Raw genomic sequence first — 23,559 nt, 5'->3', positions numbered from 1 at the left:
TTAAAACAATTCTGCATTTGTATTTAAGCCTTAATTGATGCAGAATTAACTAAGTTCTTGTTTAAGAGACCCTTAGTTTGCAAACAGCATGCCCAAGTTGTGATCATGTCATTGAGATCCCAGACCTTAAAGCAAAACAATTAGCAGTCTGCCCGCATTGCAATACAAAGCTGTTATCTTCACAAGCAAATCAAGATAGCCACATTGTTGCACTGAGCTTAAGCGCCATTGTGATGCTATTAAGCAGTATGTTTTACCCATTCTTATCATTTACCAGCAGTGGCATAACGCAAACAATTACGCTGCCTGATGCTGCGCGAATATTATTTAATTACGACAGTGACTTTCTAGGCCTCTTTATCGATGTAAGCATCATCGGCTTACCGATGTTTTTACTTTTACTGATTATTCCTCTGCACTTAGGGTTACTAAAGGCATTGCCCTATTTATGGGGTAAACGACTGTTAAAAATGACCTTTGCTTTAGAACCTTGGATCATGTCTGAAATTTTCTTAATTGGTGTCATGGTCAGTATGGTTAAAATAATGTCGATGGCTGATATTGAATTTGGTGTCAGCTTTTACTCGTATGCCGCCTTTGTTATCTGCTACGTAAGTGCGATAGCAAAGCTCAACAAGCACGCTTTATGGCAACAAATCAAACCCCCAGTTTACATCGAACAAACAAAGCCTAACACCAGGGCCATCGATCAAGGCTTGCGTGCATGCCATGTTTGTGGTCAGTTAGGAGACACAGATATTTGCGTGCGTTGTGAGTCTAAAACCTTCACTCGCAACCCGTATAGTGTTCAAAAAGCGGCAGCTTGGTTGATAACGTCTATCGCGTGTTATATTCCTGCCAATATTTTTCCCATTATGTACACAACGAGCCTAGGTGATGAAACCCCGTCGACATTAATTGGCGGTGTGATGATTTTATGGAACAGTGGCTCCTACCCTATTGCAATGATTATATTTTTAGCCAGTGTAGTCGTGCCTTTGGCTAAAGCATTGGTAATGAGTTTTTTATGTTTTATGGTGGCACGGCCAGCGAATAGGCAAACAAAAAGTTACACTCGAATTTATCAATTAACTGAGTTTATTGGTAAATGGTCAATGATAGATGTATTTGTTGTCGCTATTTTAGTAGCCTTAGTACAACTAGGAAACTTAATGTCAGTGACACCCGGTATCGGCACCGTCTTTTTTACAACCATGGTGATCTGCCAAATGTTAGCAGCCCATGCATTTGATCCACGACTATTGTGGGATAACCCTGAAAACTTAAAAACAGCGAAACAAGAGACCTTGGTATGAGCGAAACCGCTAAAATAAAAACAGCGCCCAATATATCGGCAATTTGGATCATTCCCGTTATTGCCTTGCTAATTGGTGCATGGATGTTATATCAATATCAAGTAAATAAAGGGACAACCGTCTTTATTAAAATGCCCCATGCGGAGGGGATTGTAGCTGGTAAAACAGAGATTAAAGTTCGCAGTGTAAAAATAGGTCAAATCGATCATGTTAGACTCTCAGACAAACAGAACAGTGTTATTGCTCGCGCTCAAATAGATAAACATTACGAAGACTTACTCACCGAAGATGCCAAAATTTGGGTTGTAAAGCCGCGCATTGATGATACGGGTATCAGCGGCATGAGCACGCTTCTTTCTGGCGTTTACTTAGAATTCTCTCCTGGCGAAAGTAAAAAACTCACTGAAAAATTTGAGTTACAAGAAGAACCGGCATTAATTGGCAAAGATGTCAAAGGCGGACGTTTTACTTTACTGAGCTACAACGCTGAAGTGCTTGATGTGAGTACGGGCATCTATTTTAAAGATTATAAAATAGGTCAAATAGAAACAGCCACATTTGACTGGAAAAATCAGGCAATGAAATACGGTATTTTTATTAACGAACCGTACCAGAACTTAATAACACTCAACTCCATTTTTTGGGTTAACTCAGGCATTGAAATTGACCTTTCTGCCGATGGTATAAATGTTAACACCGGCTCTTTAAGTAAACTGCTTAAAGGCGGTATCTCTGTCGGTAGACCAGAGCAGCAAGCCCCCGGTGAAGTAGCCAGCAATGGGCATAGCTTCTCGTTAAGTGATAGCTATAAAGCCGCTTTAGAAGAGCGTTTTTATGATTTTGATTACTACTTAATAGACTTTGAGCAATCAATTCGAGGCCTGAGAGCCGGCGCTCCCGTTGAATACAGAGGAATGCGAATAGGCAGTGTGGTTGAGGCACCCGCCAGTGTCATTATAAACGGTAAACCTGCCCACTTTCGAACCGATAACACAGCCGTTCCTGCGCTCATAAAAATTGAATACGGGCGGCTTTATCATGACAGTGCAGCGGCACGAGAGTTTTGGCATTCAAGCCTCAACGGCTGGATTAAAAATGGTCTGCGCGCTTCCTTAAAACCAGGTAACTTACTAACGGGTGCGGTGTACGTTGATCTTGATATTTACGACAACGCGAAGCCTGCAGAACTCACAACGATTGCTGAGTATACTGTTTTCCCGAGTGTATCGAGTGGTATCACGGTGCTTGCAGACCAAGTGTCTGATGTGCTTAATAAAGTGAATAATTTAAAAATTGAAGACAGTTTAGCGCAAATGCAAGAGACCTTTTCAGAATACCAAGCGCTCGCTCATGACATGCGGGATCTTCTTAATAAACAAGATACCCAAGATTTACCCGGTGATATTAATCGAAACTTTGCTGAAATGACCAAGAGCATGCAGCAATTTGATAAAACCATGAAACAGTTCGAAAAAACAATGGCAAGTTATGAGCAAGGCTCAACATTCCACCAGCAATTACAAACAACCTTGTCAGAGTTTAAGCGCTTAAGTGAAGAGCTACAGCCACTTACCCGAGGTTTGAATCAACAGCCTAACATGCTGATTTTTGATAAAGAACTCCCAGCTGATCCCACTCCGAGGAAACAATAATGAACAATAAACATCTCGCTTTATTTAGTTTAGGCGCAGCATTACTGTTAGTTGGTTGTAGCCAAACGTCATTCTCAACCATCAAGTATTATCAGTTTTCGCAGCCAATCGTGGCTATGCAGCGTTCGAGTGACAATACACACGTTCAGCTAAGAGTTAATACCGTTCAATTGCGAGGCGCACTGAATAATCGCGGTATTGCAATGGTTCTCGATAATAACCGTGTTAACGCAGCAAATTATCACCTGTGGAGTGAATCGCCTGACTTAATGCTGACAGCCAGTGCGCATCTGCAACTATACACACAGCTGACAAACTGGATGGTAATAAAAGGATTACCGGTTATTACCGATGTCGATCAACAACGTTACTACGAGCTTGAATACGAACTTCATCACTTTAATGGCGACGAAAAAGGTAACGCAAATATCGCAGGTCTTTGGCGTTTATATTACACAACACCAGAGACTGGTCGAAAAATAAAGGCTGTTAACTACTTTAACGAGCTAACACCTTTACACGATAATGATTATGAAGGGCTCGTTGCAACACTTGAGACGACGTGGCTTAAAGTGAATCAACAAGTAGGCGATGAACTCTCAAAGCTTGCTCTTTAAAAGTAAAGTAAGTGGTTGGTGATCGTCATTAATAATGACATCACCCACCTGCTCAAATCCGAGTTTTTGTAGTACTTTTTGCGATGCACTATTTGTTTGTGACGTAATTGCCACCAATACTCCAAGTGCCTTAACGTGCGTTTTTGCTAACAATAAACCAGCCGCACGGGTGGTAATTCCCTGCCCTTCATACTCAGCTAACAAAGCAAACCCTAAATCTGGAATAGCCAGTGCGTCACGCTGAAACAAGCCCACCATTCCTATCGCTGTGCCATCCGCTAAACAAACAACATAACTGCCAAAACCGAACTGCTGGTGGCTGTTAATAAAGGTCTGTTGAATATAATGCTGTGCTTGTGCCAACGTTTTAATCTGCTTATCACCGATGTATTTGATAAAAGAGGGTTGATTTAAAAGACTGAGAATAAATTGCTCGTCACCCGGTTGCCCAGCACGTAAATGGATATCAAACATTTAAGTTCCCTTAAAATACTTTACTGACTACATCTGATGTAAAATTTAAACAATCCAGAACACGCTTTTTCTGAACGGTCGACAATGCGTCTATATCAAAATAATCATATTCTGTGTGTTCACTACTGAGCATAATCTCCGCATTTTCAGGTAAATAGGCACGAAATATAAATGCGTGAGAGTTAAATGCTGTGTGGTAATAAACCCCACTCAGATAGCCAATTTGAATGTCGCAGTTGAGCTCTTCTTTACATTCACGCACTAAAGCCTGATGTATTGTTTCACCTTGGTCTAAGGCACCGCCCGGTAATCCCCAACTTTTTTGCCCATAGTCTGCTTTAAGTAATAATACTTGGCCCTGATCATTCGTGATCACCGCATGACTACTTAACCTGTATGTATCTGAAAAAGCCATAAAAACCCTTCGTTAAATTTTACTTAAGCCTAACATGAATACACTGCTTAAATTAATTAAGATAAGATAAAAATTCTTATTGACTAAATTAAAATTCAGGATTATTTTTCACGCGATGTTTTGGGCAAAACAATAGCAGTATATCCTCTATACTGTCTGGCGCCAGCCAACGCAGGCACTTACCGTAAAGCGGCCTTAAAGTGTGTTCGCGTAAAGCAGTGACATGAGTTGAAAAAACAACTTTTGATTTATGTAAGCAAAAGACTTTTGCTTAACTGTGTGAAAATTATAATGCAAGAACCTTCTGCGTTAAGTTTACTACCGCCAATATTGGTGGTGGTTTTGGCCGTATTTTTACGCCGCCCTATTTTATCTTTACTTATAGGTGCCCTCTTTGGTTTAGCCATGCTGGGACCTACCGCTATATTAGCAAAGTTTGCTGATATTTCTCTTAAGGTGATGCAAGATGAAACTATCGCTTGGCTTATTTTAGTCTGTGGTGGCTTTGGTGCATTAATCGCTTTGTTAGTCAGGACCGGAGGGGCAACTGCCTTTGCCGAGTTAGCACTTAAGTTTGCAAGAGGGCAACGCTCTTCTTTACTTATGACGTTTGCTTTGGGTGTAATTATATTTATTGATGATTACCTAAATGCGCTGACTGTTGGCGAGACAATGAAACGCATCACTGATAAATTTAAAATCAGCCGTGAAATGCTCGCGTATGTCGTTGACTCGACAGCAGCCCCTATCTGCGTACTTGTGCCATTATCAACATGGGCCGTGTTTTTTGGTGGGCTTCTAGTCGACAACAATGTGGCCGCTGAAGGCCAAGGCATTGCCGTGTATATCCAAGCGATTCCGTATATGTTTTACGCTTGGTTTGCCGTTATTGTCGTATTGCTCGTTAGCTTAAATGTGATCCCTGCATTTGGGCCAATGAAAAAAGCACAACATCGTGCCATGCACAACGAAATAGCCGTGTCGAGCAACCAATATAACGACGTTCATACTGCGGATGAATACGCAGTAAAGGCAGCTGAAGAAAACTTCGAAACAGCGGCTACTAACGGCAAATTGTATAATTTCTTGGTCCCTATCATCTTGCTAGTTGCTTTTACCGTGTACTTTGATATCGATGTATTCAAAGGGTTGCTGGCAACGTTTGCTGTGGTACTTCCGTTTTATATGTTGCAAAAGCTTATGTCATTAGGGGAGCTTATTGAGCGAATGCTTGATGGTTTTAAAAGCATGATCCCAGCTATAGGCACAGTCGTGGCGGCATTTATATTTAAAGATGTTTGTGACCAGCTTATGCTTCCACAGTATGTGATAAATACTTTAAGCCCCTATATGACAGCACAATATCTACCTGCGGTGGTCTTTTTAGCAATGGCTGTGCTTGCCTTTGCCACGGGATCTAGCTGGGGAATATTTGCAGTGACAATCCCTATAGTTATGCCATTAGCATACGCAATTGACGCCAATATTCCATTGGTGATTGGGGCATTACTGTCGGCTTCGTCATTTGGCAGCCAAGCATGTTTTTACTCTGACTCCACTGTACTAGCAGCACAAGGCTCGGGTTGCGATTTAGTCAGCCATGCTGTCACACAATTACCGTATACCCTTATAGCAGCAACGGCAGCCTTTATCGGGTTCTTACTCGTTGCCTAAAATTACAAAGCCCAAGCAAATGCTTGGGCTTTTGTAATGACACACCAGATAACTTACTTTTGAAATTTAATTCCTTTGTAATAGGTTTCTAGATTAGTCACTTTAGTTTGATTTTCGAAGTCGGCGAATGGTTTGTCTGCAAACTTACTACCACGCATTTGCACGCTTAAACGCGGCGCCTTATCATTTAACATGGTTTGCTTGTAATAGTCTTTCAAGTCAGCCAACGTCACTTTTTCAACTTCAGCAATTAACTGCTCTTTCGAATCAAAGTTAAAGTTTTCACGGTACCAATCGTTAATAAGTGGCGACATTTCATCACTGAGATTCTTTGGTTGCTCTTTTAGCGACACGAGGGTGGCATTTTTAAGCTGAGCAAATGTCTCTTCTGTCATGCTATCAAGCTCTACAGCGTATTGTTTTTTAAACTCATCAAAACGCGTTTGCATCTCTTTTGGCCCTTTAACAGGTGTTTGAATGTACAAACCAAGCGCAGAGTAATCTTCAATAGGTCGAGCCAATGCACCCACCGCATAAGCTAATTGCTCTTCGGTGCGCAGTTTATCAAAAGCAACAGTTCTGAAGTGGTTTTGCAACACTTGTGCTTGTGCTTTTTGTTTATAACCCGGCGTTGGATGAACCACCATATCGATGATCGCAACATCAGCTACATCAATATCTTTTTGTAATACTATGCGCTCACCTTCTTGTGGTAACCACGCTTTGCTGCGCGCAAACTCCGTCGTTTTATGACCCTTTGGTAAAATGGCTATCAATTTATTTGCAATTGACTCAACATCTTTTTGATTATAATTACCGAATGAGAATACACGTAAGTCATTAGCTGCTAGGGTTGATTGTTTAATACTTTCAAAGTCAGCCAGAGTGAGTTGATCTGCTGCGGCAATTAACGTCTCAGTATCAAACTTACCACTGCGAATTAATTTAGAATACTCACCAAAAGCTTGATAAAACGGAAATTGCTTTTGCTGGTTTAACAAGTCGCGCTTAAAGCGGTCAATCGCTTGTGCAAACCCTTCTTGAGACACGTCTAATTGCAGATTTTCTAACGCTTGTGCAAGTAAAACGTCTTGCTTATCGGTAAAGCCACTGAGTGATAAAATCAATCCATTACTTGGCTGTAAGCCAAGGCTCATCCCCGCAACAGCAGCTTCAGTACTTAGTTTACTTTGTTGTAAATTATAGACATCAGCCCAAATTGAGTAGAGAACCTGTGATTTTGCGTCAACTAATGCATCGGGTGTATTGATATAAACTTCGACTAAGCCTTTAGGTTGCTCAGCAAATTGCTGACTTGCTTGACGCCATACTTTTACGCCTTGCTTATCAAACACGAGTTTAGGATGATCTTGCTGCTTAAATTCACCCGTTTTAATAGCAAAACTTTCGGGTAATAAGCGATTGACGGTTGGTAAGGCAAGTGCAAATTCACTTGGTTGACTCCAACGTTTAATTTCATCTTCACTAATATCTTCAATACGGTATTTACCATCATAGAAGTGTAACTGTGAGTCTGTTTCTTCTTGCTTAGATATATACCAAATACGCAAAGTATCTTCATTGAGTTGAGACAGCACATTCTGCACGGCTTCAGCATCAAATTGAGCGTAGTAATAAGGTGCATTAATTGCATTATTAACAGGGAACTTTTGCATGCTATCAGTTAGATTACTCACATAACCAAACTCATCGCCTTTTTCTAAAAACTGAAATTCATTGTTTAAAGAAGTGCGGATCTCATTAAAGTATTTACTATCAACACCCTGCTCTTTTATCAATGCAATGTATTGCATGATGGTAGCGACAATTTCCTCGCGGTTTTGCATGCCTGCATCTGTCAGCTCAACACTCACAGTTAGACTGCCATAGTTACCGTATTGTGTCGGAGCAGCAGACGCTGTTAATTGAGAAACCCAGCCTTTATCTCGAAGAATTTGAGCGGGGCTACCTTGCATTTCATTACTCAGCAGGTAAGAAACAAAACGGTTTGGCTTAACGGCAAACTGATTACTGTTATCAGCAATCGTAAACTCTAACTGAAGTTGCTTAACATCTTCATTTGGCGAGTAATAAACACGTTTGCCACCGGCTTGGTCAAAGTCTAACTTAGCTGTGACAGTGGGTTTCTCTATATTTTTGTTTTCAATGTCTGCAAAATATTGCTTAGCTTTAGCTTCCATTTCAGCAAGCGGACGATTAGAAATCATTGCAACTTTCATGATGTTAGATGAGTAGTACTTATTATAAAACTCAACTGTTTGCTGATGTAAGTTACTGCCTTCTTTATCCCCTAAAGTTTCAAGGTTTCCGATTAAGAAACGATTAGCTGGGTGTGAACCCATCATTTTACGCGCTAACTTAAATTGCCCAAAAAAATCCATTTCGCGGCGCATTGACCATTCCGCATTTACTGCATTTTTTTCTTTATCGGTGTATTCAGGATATAGCTTGGGTGATTTAAAGAAATCTGCAAAACGATCTAATGCTTCATCGTATGCATCATTATTCACTTTAAACATGTAGTTGGTAATATCTAACCACGTATAAGCATTATGTGCCCCACCGTTTTTAGTCATAAAGTCACTGTACCCTTTAGTATCCGGGTAACGATCGGTTCCTAAAAATAGCATGTGCTCTAAATAATGTGCCATCCCCTGTTGTGACATAGGGTCATGCAAAAGACCAACACCCACACTTAAGGCTGCCGCTGATTTTTCAACACTGGGATCTGAAATTAAAATAACATCTATTTCGTTGTCTAATTTAAGTGTTTTGTATTCACGGCTATCGTTTGGGCTAACAACCAACGAGTCTGGGATCAGGCTGGTATTAACACTCGGTGGTGTAGAAGTAGAAGAACAGCCTGCTAATACTGCAAATGCAATCGCACTAAGCCCTATTATTTTTGTCATTTTATTGTATCCATTAGATATTACATTAATTATTATTTATCATGAGTTTTCATAGGTCGCAATTCAATGCTTTTTAGCGTAACAACCCTAAAAGTTTGTAACACATTGTGAAAAAAGCAGGACTAACGACTTAAACTTTACAACTATAACTATAACAAAGGATGAACTATGGAAAAGTGGCTAATTGTAGCAATGTTCACACAGGTCTTACTTACGTTCATTATTATGTTCATAATGGGTAAACGCCGTTTTCGTGCTGCAAAGCAAAAAACAATTGAAATGAAAGATTTTCTTACCATGGAGCTCGAAAAAGCCGGCTCAGATGTGCGTGTCGCAGATCGAAATTTTATTAATCAATTCGAAATGCCTGTGTTGTTCTTTATTGCCTGTTTAACAGCCTTACAGTTAAATGCGGTAGGTTATATGTTTGTGGCATTAGCGTGGGTTTATGTTTTGCTGCGTGTTTTGCACAGTTATATTCATTTAACATCAAATACGTTAAAAGTGCGTTATTACAGTTTTGTTATTAGCAGTTTAGTTATGCTATCTATGTGGGTGGTCATTTTAACTCGCGTTTTTTAGCGTCCATACTCGGTAAGGCGAATTAAACGCCTTACCGAAATAAGTGTTTATTTTTTAAAGCGACTCACGCCAGCAAAGGCAAGAAGAGATAGTAGCCATGCCATGCTCCCTGAACTTCCGCCACTGGTCCCATCCCCAGAATCAACATTGTCAATTAAGGTGTTTTCTTTAGGTTGCAGCGATGCAGATGAGTTAGGGTCGTCATTTACGATAATAACACTGTTAATCGTCACTAAGTCCTCAGCATTAAAACCCGATGTCGTATCAGGACACTGATCTTTATTAAGGCCTACAACGGGAATTTCACCACAATGGACCAAAGACGTAATTGCATCAATTGCCTGTTGGCTATCTGCTGTAATTTCACCGAACACAGTAAAACCACCATTTTGTACGTCTAAATTCGCGCTGTTATCTTTTAAGTTAAAAAACCATTGGCTTGTTGCACTATTCGCATTGCCGCCTTGTTTGGCCATCGCTATTGTGCCTTTCACATTTGATAACTCAGGTTCGTTTTTTATTGCAGGCTTCGTTTCAATCTCTTTAAAATCAGTATCATAACTAAAGCCACCGCCTTGCAAAACAAAGTTATCTACAGAGCGATGAATAACACTGCCATCATACGCGCCATCGCCAACGTAGCTTAAGAAGTTTTCAACTGTTACCGGTGTTTGTTGATCATATAAGTTGATAGTAATAGTGCCGTGATCGGTTTGCATTTCTACAACCGTTGCATTTGCTTGGAAACACGCAGCAAATAACAATGAAGATACCAAGTGCTTTTTCATTATTAATCATTCCTGATAATTTTTATTATAAAACTGCCAAGAGACTAAACAAAAAACAGCTGTCGTAAAATAGCAGACCAAACAGTTACACAAAACACATCAAATCAATCACAACTTAGTTACACTTATTTACATCGCGTATTCATTTTAGTTATATAAAAATTGCTTTTAAAAGCAAAATCGTCTTATCAAATACACTGAGTTTGTTAGTATCTACACGACAACAATGAACACATAGGAACACCACTATGGCTAATGAAGAAACCGCAATCTGCGATTTTGGCTTACACCAAGGTGAGCCATACAGTAAGCTCCCAGCAAGCTTCCTTAACTGGATGGTTGGTAATAACCACCAAAAATCCCATTATGCTGAACAAGAGTTACAACGTAGACAATTAGCGGCGACGGGACAATTAAATACACAAATGAGCAATAAAAACGTATAAAAGTCATTTAATTTAAACCTCAGTCGTTTAAACTAAGCGCATAATTAACCTCATGCTTTTATCAGGCAACATATTATGCGCTTTTTTATTTTATCTTCACTACTTGTCACACTCACTGCATGTAGTAGCTCTTCAAATCATACTGATAGTGTTCAATACCTTACACTTCTCCACACGAACGATAACCATGGCCGTTTTTGGCACAATGAACAAGGTGAATACGGCATGGCTGCTCGTAAGACCCTTATTGATCGATTAAAAGCAGAAGCAGTCAACAATGGACACGCCGTATTATTATTGTCTGGTGGCGATATTAATACTGGTATTCCTGAATCTGACTTACAGCACGCTGAACCAGATTTTAAAGGAATGTCTGCAATTGGTTATGATGCAATGGCAATTGGAAACCATGAGTTTGATAACCCATTAGCTGTTTTAGATAAACAACAACAGTGGTCAAACTTTCCATTCTTATCTGCCAATATTTTTGATAAAGAAACCGGAAAAACAGCCTATCAGGCTTATGAAGTATTCGAAAAAAATGGCCTTAAAATAGCCGTCATTGGTTTAACGACCACGGATACGGCAAAGATTGGTAATCCGCAATACATTGGCGGCCTAGATTTTCAAGATCCAGTCACTGTGACAACCCGCTTAGCCCCTAAAATAGAGGCGCAATATAACCCCGATATTACAATTGCTGTTACGCATATGGGCCATTATGTCGATGCCAACTATGGTATTAATGCACCCGGCGACGTGACAATGGCGCGCAATTTACCGAAGGGTATGATTGACATTATCGTAGGCGGCCACTCTCAAGAGCCTGTGTGTATGTCAGAAGAGAATGTCGCAGATGTTAATTTTGCACCAGGAAAGGCTTGTAAACCAGATCAACAAAATGGGACATGGATTATGCAAGCCCATGAATGGGGTAAATATGTTGGTAAAGCCGAATTTAAACTAGAAGGTGACGAATTGACTCTCCTTAACTATTCACTTATTCCTGTTAACTTATATGTTGAAAATAAAGAGGGTAAAAAACAGCTAGCAGGTGATTATATAGAGCCTGATAAGTCACTCAAAAACATGCTTGCTGTATACCAAGAAAAAGGCGCAGCCCAAATTGCAGGGAAAATAGGTGAAGTTGATAGCAAACTAGAAGGAGATCGTAATAAAGTGCGTTATCAACAAGTAAACCTAGCTCGCGTGATTATTGCAGCACAAATGCAATCTGTCGGAGCTGACTTTGGCATAATTAGTGGCGGTGGTATCCGAGATAGTATTCGCGCAGGTGATGTAAGCTACAAAGATATTTTAAAAGTACACCCGTTTAAAAATAGAATTACGTACATTGATATAACAGGTAAAGACCTGTTTGATTACCTTGACGTTGTGACATCATTCCCACCCGACTCAGGTGCGTATTTACAATATCATAAGCTTAGTTTTAAACGCGAAAACAATCAGCTATCCGATGTTAAAATTAATGGTGCGCCAATTGAAATGACTAAAACCTACCGTATGAGTATCAATAGCTACAATGCCTCAGGCGGTGATGGTTATCCAACGCTTACCAAAAAAGCCGGATTCGTTAGTACTGATGATACCGATGCACAGGCATTGAAACGTTACTTCGAACAAAACAGTCCTCTAAAAGCGGCTGATTACGCGCCTAATTAGGGGCAAAGTAAATAAAGCAAGGGAAGTCAGTAACATGCACTTCCCTTTTTTATTTCTTATAAGCTACTTTGTGGTTGTTATTTTCCAATGACTTCAATGTCATCTAGCGTAATGCCCTTTAAACCATAATGGTGTAGACGAGAGCGAGACCCTTCCCCATGTGCTTTAGGTGGATAATAGGTGTCTTTAATTTCTGGGAGTTCCTGCCAAACCTCATCAAGGGCCGCGCGTATTTCACTTAATGTTTTTTCTAAACTATTCGTGAAATTTGGTCGTTTGCGTATGGTGTGACCAAGTTCTACTAACCGGTAAAAATACTTATTAGCCAGTGCTAACAACTCATCGGGAACATCTTTATTTTGATTAAGTATGACGTCTGGGTTTTCAACACAAAACTCAACTAGGGCCAAATAAAAACACAGCGGCTTATTCGCTAAAGCAACGGTTTTTTCTGTGTCGCAATTTGCTGACAATGTTTTACTTTTAAGGTCAACAATCAGTTTTGGTTGCAATTGAGTATGTTTTTCAACATCAGGGGTATGTTTCGCAATTTTTATCTTAGTGCGCTCACTCAAAAAGAGTAAATAGGTAAACAATCCTGCAAATCCAAAAACTAAAATCAATACAACAATGTCATTTTTTTCAAATATCGAGGAGTCTACGACAAAACTAACACTGAGAGATTTTTGTGGTGTATGCAATTGTTTCAAAATCAAATCTGCACGCGCAGGGTATTCTGAAATTCCCTCAATAGAGTAAACAAACACATCAGAGGCAGATAACTGGCTATTTAACTGCTCAATATAATTAAGCACCATGTCTTTACTACCCGAATGTTTAAGAAAGTCATCGGGTAAATTTAAGTAGTTCAGGTCAAGTGCAATCCGATTTTCTATTTTAACGATTGTTAACGCATTATTAGCACGGTTATCACTATATTTTGCAGAAATATAACTCGCAAACATCATAATACTTGCGACACAGAAAACCACTGCATAAGCAAACTTTACTCTAGTTGGCAGCATTGTTTTCCCCTGTACTGCGTTTTATTTGCTTTTCAGCATCACATTCCCAAAATGATTCTACATGATTAAAGTAGTGTGAATTCTGGCTGCGCGCTAATTCTGTTAAGCGTAATTGCACAGCACAAAGTAGATCAGTATTTTCATTTTCCATTTTTAAGTACCAGCGACTACCACTAATATTATCGCTAATCGGGGTAATATAATTTGCGGAAAACTTTGCTTGATCCGAATCTTGCCAATATGAAGAAATCAAATCGACCTGACCACTGGCAAGTAATTCTCTCAGTTCAGAATGAGAGCTGGCATAAACAATGTTTAAATTCTCAAGGTTAATATCTAACTTTTTGAATAATTGCTTCGGTAGTATATGACCAGAACGACTTGTCGGATAATCTAACAGGCCAATACGTTTATCAAGAAAGTAACTTTTTTCTACACGTGGTTTTTCAGTACTTGAAATTAAATAAGCGGTGTAATTTGGAAACCCAACTACAGCTTGGTAGTTATAGGTCGATTCTGCCATAAACGCATTTATAAGATTCTCTTTAGCGAGAATAAGATCAGCAATTCCTTTACCTAAAAACTCGATTGTGTCTGAGGTTTTATAGCCCCAGTAAGAAGTGACAGTTCCATATTGCTTACTAATAGTGTCATCACTACACAGTACTTTCGCAACGTCCTCAGCAAGCACTTTACCTGATGAATAAACAACAAGTTCATTAAGATTAACATCTGACTTTGTTACACATTGATACGAAGTTTCTATGAAAGCGTCAATATCAGAAATCGGTGCTTTACTCTGCATCGTTCCGATGCAAAAAAACAAAATAAGAGACAGAAACAAAAATGTAACAATCGATGATTTTTTTATTAGTATTGTTTTCAAATTCAATTTTAATAGCCAACAACGCACTGTTGTCTCTATTTGAACAATTATTCTTACTCATTGCAATAGGTAACTTTACTTAAACATTGTAACCTATTGATTTTATGAATTTATGAACAAGAAATTATGAATCTTATTGAGTCCTTTCTATTTCAGCTGAAATTCAGGAGAATTGACATTATGGAATCGTGCTTAATAACGCATTTATTCGGACACTGACTCAATGTTACAAAAAACAAAAACAATGTTGCTCATATCAACTGGCATTTTATCTATGTCAATGAGCTCACCTTCTCACGCATGGGGGCAAAACGGCCACCGTATTGTAGGTGAAGTAGCTGCAAACCATATTACCGACACCACTCGCCAGGCTTTAACTCCCCTATTAGACGGTGAATCATTACCTCAAATTGCTACCTGGGCCGACGAAATGCGCTCAGCACCTGAAACATTTTGGCAAAAGAAATCATCACGTTGGCATTACATAAACTTTGATGAAGGCGATGTAAAGCCAAAGTACGATGAACACGCACACCATAATAAAGACTCTGTAACAGATATTTTAGAAGGCATTGAATACTCAATTACAGTATTAAAAAATGACAATGCATCCATTGCTGAAAAGCAGTTCGCTTTGCGTTTTTTAGTTCATTTAGTCGGCGATAGTCACCAACCTTTTCATGCAGGTAGAGGCGAAGACCGCGGCGGAAATAATATTTCTGTCACATTCTTCGGTCAGAATACCAATTTACATAGCTTATGGGACACAAAGTTAATTGAAAACGAAAACTTGTCCTATAGTGAATTTGCGCAATTTATAGACACAAAAAATGAAGAACTTATAGCAGATTACCTCTCAAGCTCTCCAAGCGATTGGTTAATAGAATCTCATAATATTGCAAAATCAATCTATAAAGAAAATGAAACAAACATAAGTTATAGTTATATCTATAAAAATGTACCAGTTATAAAAACTCGCCTACAACAAGGTGGGATCAGATTAGCCGGTTTATTAAATTCGTTGTTTGATAAATCAGCAAAACCGTTAGTAAAGGCACTAAAGATGCCAACTGACAGCAAACTATAAATGAAACATAACCTTTAACACGGGAAATAACATAATGAAAATCCAACTCCGCAAAACAGCCCTGTCACTTGCTATTGCAGCATGTGTTGGTGTAAGTGGTGCAGCGTTAGCAAATGACACATCGTCATCAATTAAAGGACAAATATCAGGCCCTAGCGGTAATCCAGCTGCTAATACTAAACTTGTGATTATTCATGAGCCAACGGGTACAAAAAGAGTTGTATCAACTAATGAGTCTGGTACATTTAACGCGACAGGTTTACGTGTTGGGGGTCCTTACAAAATAACTATTGACTCTGATGTTTATCAAGATGTAGAGCTTGATAATATATACTTATCTCTAGGCGAAACTCGACGTTTAGATCAAGCTTTATCAACAACAAATATGGAATCAATTGTTGTAACTGGTTCACCTGTATTTTTTAATTCTTCAGCGAATGATTCATATTATGGCTCTGAAACGATTAAAAACACACCTAGTATTGGTCGTGATATAAAAGATATTGTTCGTAACAATCCTCTAGTGGTTGTTCAACCTGGTAGTTCAAGCTCAATGTCAATTGCGGGTTCTAATCCACGTACTAACTCTATAACGGTAGATGGTATCCCATTAAATGATGACTTTGGCCTTAATGGTAATGGTTATCCTACTCAACGTAACCCATTCCCTTTAGATGCATTAGACCAAGTATCAGTTTCTGTCGCACCAGTAAACGCAAAATCAAGCGGTTTTACGGGTGGTAATGTTGACGCTGTGTTTAAGTCGGGTACAAATGAAGTTCATGGCAGCGTTTTTTACGAGAAACTAAGCAGTGACTGGGCAGGTACACCAAAAGACAATGGTCAAGATATTGAACTTGATTTTGAAGAGAAGAATTACGGTGCGTCATTTGGTGCTCCATTAATTAAGGATACATTATTCTTCTTTGGTGCCTATGAGAAGTTTGAATCACCTCAACAGTTAGAATTTGGTCCTGGTGCTTCATCTATTGGTTCAAATAAAACTACAGCTACCTTAGCTGATTTAGAAGCAGTTCAAAAAATTGCCAATGATGTATATGGAGTTGATTTTATTGGTACAACTGATCTTCAACCTCAACTAGAAGATGAAAAATACATCGCAAAAGTTGATTGGAATATCAATGATTATCATCGTGCTAATTTTATTTACATGCACAATGAAGGTAATAACACTAACAATATGACAAGTAGTAGTCGTGAATTACGACTAAGTACACATTGGTATAATAAAGCCGAAGAACTTGATAACTACAGTACGACTCTATATTCAGATTGGTCTGACGACTTTTCAACACAGTTTAGTTTAACTAAGAAGTCGGTTGAAACATCTCAAGCTTCATTAAATGGAGATTTAGGTTTAGGTGATATTACTATAAGAAACCTAGATGTAGATGGTGACGGAAAAACAGGAAGCATTGCATTTGGCTCTGATGAATATCGCCATTCTAACTCTTTAAGTAACGATTTATTTACTGTTAAATTTGATGGTACATATCTGTACGAAGAACATAGTATCGATTTTGGTTTAAAATATGATGTACTTGATATTGAGAATCAGTTCTTACCAGCATCAAAAGGGGTTATAACTTTTGATAGCATAGAAGATTTCGAGAATAGAGTTGTTTCGCGTTATAAGTATATTAATGGCACTGGCAATGATCCAAGTAAAGTAACTGCTAAGTTCTCAAGAAAAGATATCGCTTTATACATTAATGATACATGGGACTATAGTGATAACCTGAAATTATCTGCAGGTTTACGTTATGAGAGATTAGGCTCTGATGATAAGCCTATCTATAATGCAAAACTTGAAGATACGACAGGTTATGATAATACAACAAACTTAGATGGCTTGGATATTTTCTTACCTCGAGCAGGTTTTACTTATTACCTAAATGACGATGTTACATTACGAGGAAGTGTAGGTCGTTATTCTGGTGGTAACCCAAATGTATGGATTTCTAACTCATATTCAAATGATGGTATCAGTAAGCAGACATATCAAAACGAAGATTTTACTGCACCAAATACCATCTTGAACAATCCTACACAAGATGCCATTGATGCAATCAACGTTAGCACAAAAGGTTCTGTTGCAAATCTAATTGATCCAGATTTTGAAATGCCATCTCAATGGACTTACATGCTAAATGCAGATGTTGAGCTTGATATCCCATATTTAGGTGATGGCTTTGCTTGGACGTCAACAGCTATATACACGAAGAAAGAAAATTCTCCAGAGTGGATAAACGCTTCATTACTACAAGAAGGTGATGTTGTTGGTAGCACAAGTGATGGCGCGCTCCCTTTTTATGATACCTCAGACCTTAATATTATGCTTACAAATGCAGATAAAGAAGGTCGCTCTATAATTTTAAGCACGGGTATTTCAAAAACTTGGGATAATGGCGTCAGCTTCGATGCATCTTATACGCATCAAGATATTACTGATGGTAATCCAGGAGCTTCTTCTACAGCAGCAAGTAACTATCGATATGGCCATTTTGGCGATCACCAACAAACTCAAATTGGTACATCACCATATGAAACAGAACATAGATTTGTATTAAACCTGGGTTATACAGCTGAGTTTATCGCAAACTACAAAACTAACTTTAATCTGTTCTTTGAAAGACGCTCTGGTAGTGCCTATAGCCAAATTGTTGACTTAGTTTCATTACCAGGTGGTGGAAACTTTAATCAAGACTTGATACAACCTTCTGGATTTGAAACTTACGGTGGTAACTACCCTGTTTACGTACCAACAGCTAATGATCCTAATGTAATGTATTCAGACGGTGTAACTGAAGCTCAAGTACTTGAATACTTTGAACAACTAGGCTTATCTGGTTCAGCTGGAAGTGTTGTAAACAAAAACAATGCTAAATCACCTTGGGTTACAACAATGGATTTATATGTTTCTCAAGAAGTACCAGGCTTTACTAAAGATCACCGCGGTGAAGTTTATTTCGTAATTGATAATTTATTAAACCTGATTGATTCGTCAAAAGGTAAAGTTTACACGCAATCAAATAACACGAGTGAAGTGATTCAAATGGACATTGACCCTACTACAGGTAAATACATTTTCGGTTCACCTGTTGAAGATGGTTACTCATTCGAAGCAGAAGATTCAACTTATAGAATCAAGTTAGGCGTTCGTTACACATTCTAATAACAAGTTAGTCTGTTATAAAACAAAGCCCGCCCCTACTGGCGGGCTTTTTACGTTTTAAACGTTATTCTTGTTAGTTACTAATTTATAAATTAAAGAGCCTAAAAGAAAAGCTTATACCATTACGCTTAATTAAATGAGTAATTCTGAGGCAACAAGCCTCGTTGATAACAAGGCAAAAGTTTCGTTATTTAGGTGTTCTCGGCAATTGCTCCTGCATTGCTCTACCTCCTGCATACATGCAGTCGTAGATCACAAATTTTAACGTAGGTAGCAACGGTTTAACCCATCAAAATGATTAAGTATGAGTGCGAACAAGTATTAAATAGAATAGAAAAGAGAAGTTGCAGGCCTTAAAGGACCTGCATAAATGATTTATTTAAACTGCATAGACTGCAAGGGGATGAGTGGTGTTGATTGACACATGAACTTCATCATCTGGGCGGACAATCACTTCGTGGCTTACGCGACTCGTCACAACCGTATCACATGCAAGTTTCACTGCACACAAACGGCTGCCACCTTCATAGCGCACCCATGTCACCTTGCCATTGGTTGAACTTGCATTTTGAATAAGATGAACATCATCAGGGCGCAAAAGTACATCAACATCGGCTGAGTCATGATCTATTTTAATAATAGGCGCATTCCCTAAGTCAGTTGTTGCGATATCACCTAACGACTTTCCAGAAATAAAACTTGCCTCACCAAGAAAACGAGCAACAAAACGATTACTAGGTAAACTAAAACAACGTTCTGGTGTGTCGAGTTGTTGAATAACACCTTCTTTCAATACACCAACTCTATCACCAATAGATAATGCTTCTTCTTGATCATGCGTAACCCAAATAGCGGGAACACCCGCTTTTTTCAATGCATTGCGAATATCCCATCGCAACGTATCTTTTAATGCCGCGTCAAGGTTTGATAAGGGTTCATCCAATAAAACAAAATCAGGTTCATGCGCAAGTGTACGTGCCAGTGCAACACGTTGCTTCTGACCACCTGATAACGTGGCCGGTTTCTTGTTGCGAAACTTTTCAAGACCCAATAATGCAATCCAATGATCTCCTTTAGCTGAATCTGTCAGTCTAAAACAAATATTTTCTTGCACTGTTAAATGCGGAAATAACGCAAAGTCTTGAAAAACCATACCCACTTTGCGCTTTTCAGGCGGAACTTTTTGTTTTGGCGTTGCACGCCACGAACCTAAGTTAATTTCACCCTCGCTGATAGGGATAAGCCCTGCGAGTGCTTGTAATATTGTACTTTTACCACAGCCAGTTGGTCCAACTAGCATGAGGATCTCACTTTCGCCTAGTGACAAGTTAAGATCACTTACCACTCGATTGCTACCATAATCGATAGACAGCTTACTAACTGATAGCATTAAACTGATCCTTAATGTTCTAATTGACTGCGTTTTTCACCGGACAGCATTATAGCTAAACCACATGCTGATATCACGACAAGAAGCAAACCTGGAATCGCTGCGCGACCAAAATAGCCCGCTTCATAAACACGCCATAAATACGTAGATAAGGTTTCAAACCCTGTTGGGCCAAGTAACAACGTCGCCTCAAGCTCACGCATCGATTCTAAGAAAACAAGCGCAGCCCCGGCAATAATACCACGTAAGGTTAAAGGCAACGTAATGCGTAAAAATGCTTCACGAGGACTTGCTCCTAACACCCTGGCAGACTTAACCAAGCTTGAATCTAAGTGCTCAGTACTGGTGCGGACAGAACCAACTGCAAGCGGTAAAAAACGTAATACATACGCAATGACTAATAAAGCAAGAGTTTGATACAACATTGGTAATTGCAATCCACCATACACCAGCGCAGTTCCCATTACGATACCCGGTATACCAAAACCAAAATAAGTCACGCGCTCCATAATACGTCCCGCTTTACCGGTCAGAGCGGCATGCGCTACGGGCACAGCAACTATTACAGCAACAATGGCAGCTAGGCCCGAGGCGTACGCTGAGTTCCATGCAATACTGAAGTCAAAATTAGCAAAGCCATCACGCGCTAACCACACGCAAAAAATACCGAGCGGTAAGCAAATCGCCAAAATCAAAATGGGTGCAAAAGTTAATAGCATCATGCACTTTTGACCATTCGTTGGAAATAACATTAATGGCCGACCATGACGCTCTGAGGCCGTTTTTATTTGCGACTCCATAAACAATAAAAAGCCGACAATTACCATTAGTTGCAGTGATAACATTGCCGCGCGACTTAAACCAAACGCGTTATATTCGACATAAATCACACGGGTAAACGTATCAAGTCGCATCATAGCTGGCGTGCCAAAGTCCGACAACGTATACAGAGCCACCAGTAAAGAGCCGGCAGCAATCCCATTAACTACTCGCGGTAATATGACTCTAAACACACTCATTGTCATTGACATACCCAAGGTGCGTGCAGCGTTAACCATGCTTGCATCAAGACTGAGCAATGATGAACGTGTAGTCAGCATTACAAATGGAAAGGTATACAGCGTCATCACAATCGCTGCACCTGCTAATCCATACATAGGTGGGGTTTCAAACCCTAATAGCTGGTTTATCTCACCACCTGGACCAAATGCTGCGTAGAGCGTAAATGCACCGATGTAGCTTGGTATTGCAAGCGGCGCTGCAAACAACACCAGCCAAAACTTCTTAAAAGGAAGCTGCACATAGGCACTAATAAATGCCAGAGGAACCCCAATTAAAATTGAACCTATTACGGTTAACACCATGAGGGATAAGGTATTACCAAGAATTTTTAAATTATGACTATCAAAAATAGCTGTTGCATCACTGGCTAAGGTGATCAGAATATAAACAGGCGCTAACGCCAAAAGCGCTGCAAGCAGCGCCATAGGATATGAAGCAGGTATGCGCATTATAGAACACCGCTACTTCGCATAAGGTCAAGTGTTGGCCTTAAATCTGCCAATTGTGTTAAATCAACTTTCGGTGGTGATATTGCTGATAAAGCAGGTAAGCCAGAAGGCTGTTCAATCCCTTGAATAAGCGGAATTTCATAGGCCTCGCGAGCAAGGTAGCTTTGTACTTCTGCACTTAATAAATAGCGCATAAAGTTCATTGCATTCGGGTTATCGGTTAATGAAAGTACACCCGAGGCATTAACTAAGCAACCCGCGTCTTGATTTGTGAAGGCAAGATCGAGATTTGCATCAGGTTTGCCCGACTTTAATCTAAGTGTGTAATAGTGATTTGCAAAACCAATATCAACCTCACCACGCTCAACAGCCATCACTACACCTAATTCACCGGCATACGTTTTAGAACGTTTCTGGACTTTTTTAAGCCACTTAGCGGTTTTATCATCGCCTTCAAGAATGCGCATTGCAGTTACAAATGACTGGAATGATGCATAGGCGGGTGCCCAGCCAATTGATAAATCGCTATCGGCTATCGCCATAATGCTATCTGGAATTTGCTCTTTGGTGAGGCGCTTCGTGTTATAGGGTAAGGTACGGATACGCCCTGTCACGGGTGCCCAACCTGGGTAGCGAAATTGCGGGTGTAATTGCGATTCTAAATCGCCTGGTAACGGTTTGGCGAGTCCCGCATCGGTAATTAAACCAATTGCACCTGAGTCCACAGCCCAAAATAAATCAGCCCGTTTCACGCCTGCTTTTGCTTCAGCAACAATCATATTTCCAAGCGCTGCTGTCGGCCCGCGACGAATCGATAGGTTAAGTTTTGGATTTTTCTTTTCGATTGATTTCAATACGTTTTCGTATAAACCACCTTCACCACGGCCTAGGTATAAAGTCAGATCGCCCTCTAGGGCTGGTAGGTCATTCACTGAAATTGGGCTTACTGGGCTTGCGGCAAAAGCACGAGAAAGAGGTAATGGCATGCTGCCCACTACCCCTAACGCAGCCAGCCCTTGAATAAAGGTTCTGCGTTTCACTAAAATACATCCTTACGTGACTTTTCAGCTTCTTCTAATAGCACTTTAGCGCGATCAAGTTTTTCTTGCATATCAATAACCACATTTCTAACTTGGTCAACGTCTTTTTTGTCTGAAATGGCTTTTGGAAGTGTGACGTTAAAATCTTTTTCAAGTACTTCCACAAGTTTTGCGTCTTTTTCAATAAGAGTACCTTCTACGCCTTCAAATAAGTGAAGGTAAGTATCGTGTACAATTTGAGTCGCTTCGTCGCTTAAACGCTCAGCATATTTTGCCACAACGCGGTCTAATTTATGTTTAATTTCATCAATAGTGGCGCTTTGCGTCATGTTTTCAGAGGCCGTTGCTTTTACCGCTTTCAACAAGCCTTTTTGTTGAAAATCAGCGGCTAATTTAACAGCCCCTAGCCCCTGCCATAGAGCCGCATCTAGTGCCTGCTGGTGTTGACGTACTTCACTTGCAGGTTTTTTATCATCGATGGCCATTTTAATACCATAAATGCTTTGCCAAATAGATGCATAAACTGGAACGTAATTAGTTTCGATGGCACTGTGAAACTTCACTGATTCCCAATACTCAATTAAATCATCGCTTTTAACAGCCTTAGCGCCATTTTTTTCATACTCTGTCACTAAAGCATCCACTTTTGCTATCATCCACTCAACATCATCAGAATAATCTTTTAAGTTTGCTTTAAGGTGATTAACGTGCTCGCCAATTGGGCCATTTGCCAATACTGGTTGCGTAATAAATGCTGATGCTAATACAAGGCTAAGGCCAAAAGTCTTCATTGTGTTTAACGCTAATTTCATAGGGAGAGCATCCAAATTTCTAATTGTAAATG

Annotated in this window: 19 protein-coding genes; 9 read left to right on the top strand and 10 right to left on the bottom strand. The window is 39.6% G+C overall.

Annotated elements, in window-relative coordinates; genetic code table 11:
• The first annotated feature begins 77 nt into the window (after positions 1–77).
• Genes BWD47_RS03085 through BWD47_RS03075 form a run of 3 tightly spaced genes read left to right on the top strand, consistent with a single transcriptional unit; the run spans position 78 to position 3,585 of the window.
• Positions 78–1,316 (top strand): PqiA/YebS family transporter subunit, encoded by a 1,239-nt coding sequence (locus tag BWD47_RS03085; RefSeq protein ID WP_074989155.1) that lies wholly within the window; start codon positions 78–80, stop codon positions 1,314–1,316.
• Positions 1,313–2,968: an intermembrane transport protein PqiB gene (gene pqiB, locus BWD47_RS03080; protein ID WP_036972689.1), complete on the top strand. Its 1,656-nt coding sequence runs from the start codon at positions 1,313–1,315 to the stop codon at positions 2,966–2,968. Before BWD47_RS03085 ends, pqiB begins: the two co-directional genes overlap by 4 nt.
• Entirely contained in the window at positions 2,968–3,585 is a 618-nt protein-coding gene (locus BWD47_RS03075; protein WP_065979166.1) for a membrane integrity-associated transporter subunit PqiC, read from the top strand. Before pqiB ends, BWD47_RS03075 begins: the two co-directional genes overlap by 1 nt.
• Here BWD47_RS03075 and BWD47_RS03070 read toward each other — a convergent pair.
• Together BWD47_RS03070 and BWD47_RS03065 are read right to left on the bottom strand one after the other, a co-directional pair.
• The gene (locus tag BWD47_RS03070; protein ID WP_036972694.1) at positions 3,568–4,059 is read right to left on the bottom strand and encodes a GNAT family N-acetyltransferase; all 492 of its coding nucleotides are present in this window, start codon (positions 4,057–4,059) and stop codon (positions 3,568–3,570) included. The two genes, BWD47_RS03075 and BWD47_RS03070, sit on opposite strands and share 18 nt — an antisense overlap.
• A gap of 10 nt (positions 4,060–4,069) precedes the next feature.
• On the bottom strand, positions 4,070–4,474 hold the full coding sequence (locus tag BWD47_RS03065; RefSeq protein WP_065979164.1) for an NUDIX hydrolase: 405 nt from the start codon (positions 4,472–4,474) through the stop codon (positions 4,070–4,072).
• Positions 4,475–4,765: 291 nt separating this feature from the next.
• Between BWD47_RS03065 and BWD47_RS03060 the strand changes: the two genes are divergently transcribed.
• Positions 4,766–6,148 carry a Na+/H+ antiporter NhaC family protein gene (locus BWD47_RS03060; RefSeq protein ID WP_075593463.1) on the top strand — a complete coding sequence of 461 codons (1,383 nt, stop codon included), beginning with the start codon at positions 4,766–4,768 and terminating at the stop codon, positions 6,146–6,148.
• A gap of 53 nt (positions 6,149–6,201) precedes the next feature.
• Here BWD47_RS03060 and BWD47_RS03055 read toward each other — a convergent pair whose 3' ends face one another.
• Positions 6,202–9,081: an insulinase family protein gene (locus BWD47_RS03055; RefSeq protein ID WP_075593346.1), complete on the bottom strand. Its 2,880-nt coding sequence runs from the start codon at positions 9,079–9,081 to the stop codon at positions 6,202–6,204.
• 168 nt (positions 9,082–9,249) lie between these two features.
• Here BWD47_RS03055 and BWD47_RS03050 point away from each other — a divergent pair, with 168 nt between their 5' ends.
• A complete protein-coding gene (locus tag BWD47_RS03050; protein ID WP_036972702.1) occupies positions 9,250–9,663 on the top strand; it encodes an MAPEG family protein in 414 nt (137 codons plus the stop codon).
• A 47-nt stretch (positions 9,664–9,710) separates the two neighbouring features.
• Here the strand turns inward: BWD47_RS03050 and BWD47_RS03045 are convergent, their stop codons facing one another.
• Positions 9,711–10,451 carry a peptidylprolyl isomerase gene (locus tag BWD47_RS03045; RefSeq protein ID WP_036972704.1) on the bottom strand — a complete coding sequence of 247 codons (741 nt, stop codon included), beginning with the start codon at positions 10,449–10,451 and terminating at the stop codon, positions 9,711–9,713.
• Positions 10,452–10,699: 248 nt separating this feature from the next.
• On the opposite strand from BWD47_RS03045, the gene BWD47_RS03040 reads away from it, so the two are divergent.
• Both BWD47_RS03040 and ushA read left to right on the top strand, forming a co-directional pair.
• Complete coding sequence (locus BWD47_RS03040) at positions 10,700–10,897, top strand: hypothetical protein (RefSeq protein ID WP_065979160.1); 198 nt, start codon at positions 10,700–10,702, stop codon at positions 10,895–10,897.
• Between the two features lie 75 nt (positions 10,898–10,972).
• The gene (gene ushA, locus BWD47_RS03035) at positions 10,973–12,580 is read left to right on the top strand and encodes a bifunctional UDP-sugar hydrolase/5'-nucleotidase UshA (RefSeq protein ID WP_075593345.1); all 1,608 of its coding nucleotides are present in this window, start codon (positions 10,973–10,975) and stop codon (positions 12,578–12,580) included.
• A 77-nt stretch (positions 12,581–12,657) separates the two neighbouring features.
• Here ushA and BWD47_RS03030 read toward each other — a convergent pair whose 3' ends face one another.
• Both BWD47_RS03030 and BWD47_RS03025 read right to left on the bottom strand, forming a co-directional pair.
• Complete coding sequence (locus BWD47_RS03030) at positions 12,658–13,605, bottom strand: hypothetical protein (protein WP_075593344.1); 948 nt, start codon at positions 13,603–13,605, stop codon at positions 12,658–12,660.
• Positions 13,592–14,497, bottom strand: a complete 906-nt coding sequence (locus BWD47_RS03025; RefSeq protein WP_075593462.1) for a hypothetical protein — start codon at positions 14,495–14,497, stop codon at positions 13,592–13,594. Before BWD47_RS03025 ends, BWD47_RS03030 begins: the two co-directional genes overlap by 14 nt.
• 217 nt (positions 14,498–14,714) lie before the next feature.
• On the opposite strand from BWD47_RS03025, the gene BWD47_RS03020 reads away from it, so the two are divergent.
• Positions 14,715–15,578, top strand: coding sequence for a S1/P1 nuclease (locus BWD47_RS03020; protein WP_075593343.1), 864 nt, complete (start codon positions 14,715–14,717; stop codon positions 15,576–15,578).
• 34 nt (positions 15,579–15,612) lie between these two features.
• Entirely contained in the window at positions 15,613–18,774 is a 3,162-nt protein-coding gene (locus tag BWD47_RS03015) for a TonB-dependent receptor (RefSeq protein ID WP_075593342.1), read from the top strand.
• A 379-nt stretch (positions 18,775–19,153) separates the two neighbouring features.
• Here BWD47_RS03015 and BWD47_RS03010 read toward each other — a convergent pair whose 3' ends face one another.
• The 4 genes from BWD47_RS03010 to BWD47_RS02995 are packed head-to-tail and all read right to left on the bottom strand — an operon-like array spanning position 19,154 to position 23,527.
• Positions 19,154–20,164 (bottom strand): ABC transporter ATP-binding protein, encoded by a 1,011-nt coding sequence (locus BWD47_RS03010; protein WP_075593341.1) that lies wholly within the window; start codon positions 20,162–20,164, stop codon positions 19,154–19,156.
• A gap of 11 nt (positions 20,165–20,175) precedes the next feature.
• Positions 20,176–21,675 (bottom strand): iron ABC transporter permease, encoded by a 1,500-nt coding sequence (locus BWD47_RS03005; protein WP_075593340.1) that lies wholly within the window; start codon positions 21,673–21,675, stop codon positions 20,176–20,178.
• Positions 21,675–22,715 (bottom strand): extracellular solute-binding protein, encoded by a 1,041-nt coding sequence (locus BWD47_RS03000; RefSeq protein ID WP_075593339.1) that lies wholly within the window; start codon positions 22,713–22,715, stop codon positions 21,675–21,677. Before BWD47_RS03000 ends, BWD47_RS03005 begins: the two co-directional genes overlap by 1 nt.
• A complete protein-coding gene (locus BWD47_RS02995; RefSeq protein WP_036972731.1) occupies positions 22,715–23,527 on the bottom strand; it encodes a hypothetical protein in 813 nt (270 codons plus the stop codon). The genes BWD47_RS03000 and BWD47_RS02995 overlap by 1 nt, the downstream gene beginning before the upstream one ends.
• Positions 23,528–23,559 lie beyond the last annotated feature (32 nt).

Origin of the sequence: Pseudoalteromonas sp. PAB 2.2, assembly GCF_001938575.1 — a bacterium.
GTDB lineage: Bacteria > Pseudomonadota > Gammaproteobacteria > Enterobacterales > Alteromonadaceae > Pseudoalteromonas > Pseudoalteromonas lipolytica.
This window is presented reverse-complemented; position numbering and strand designations above follow the sequence as displayed.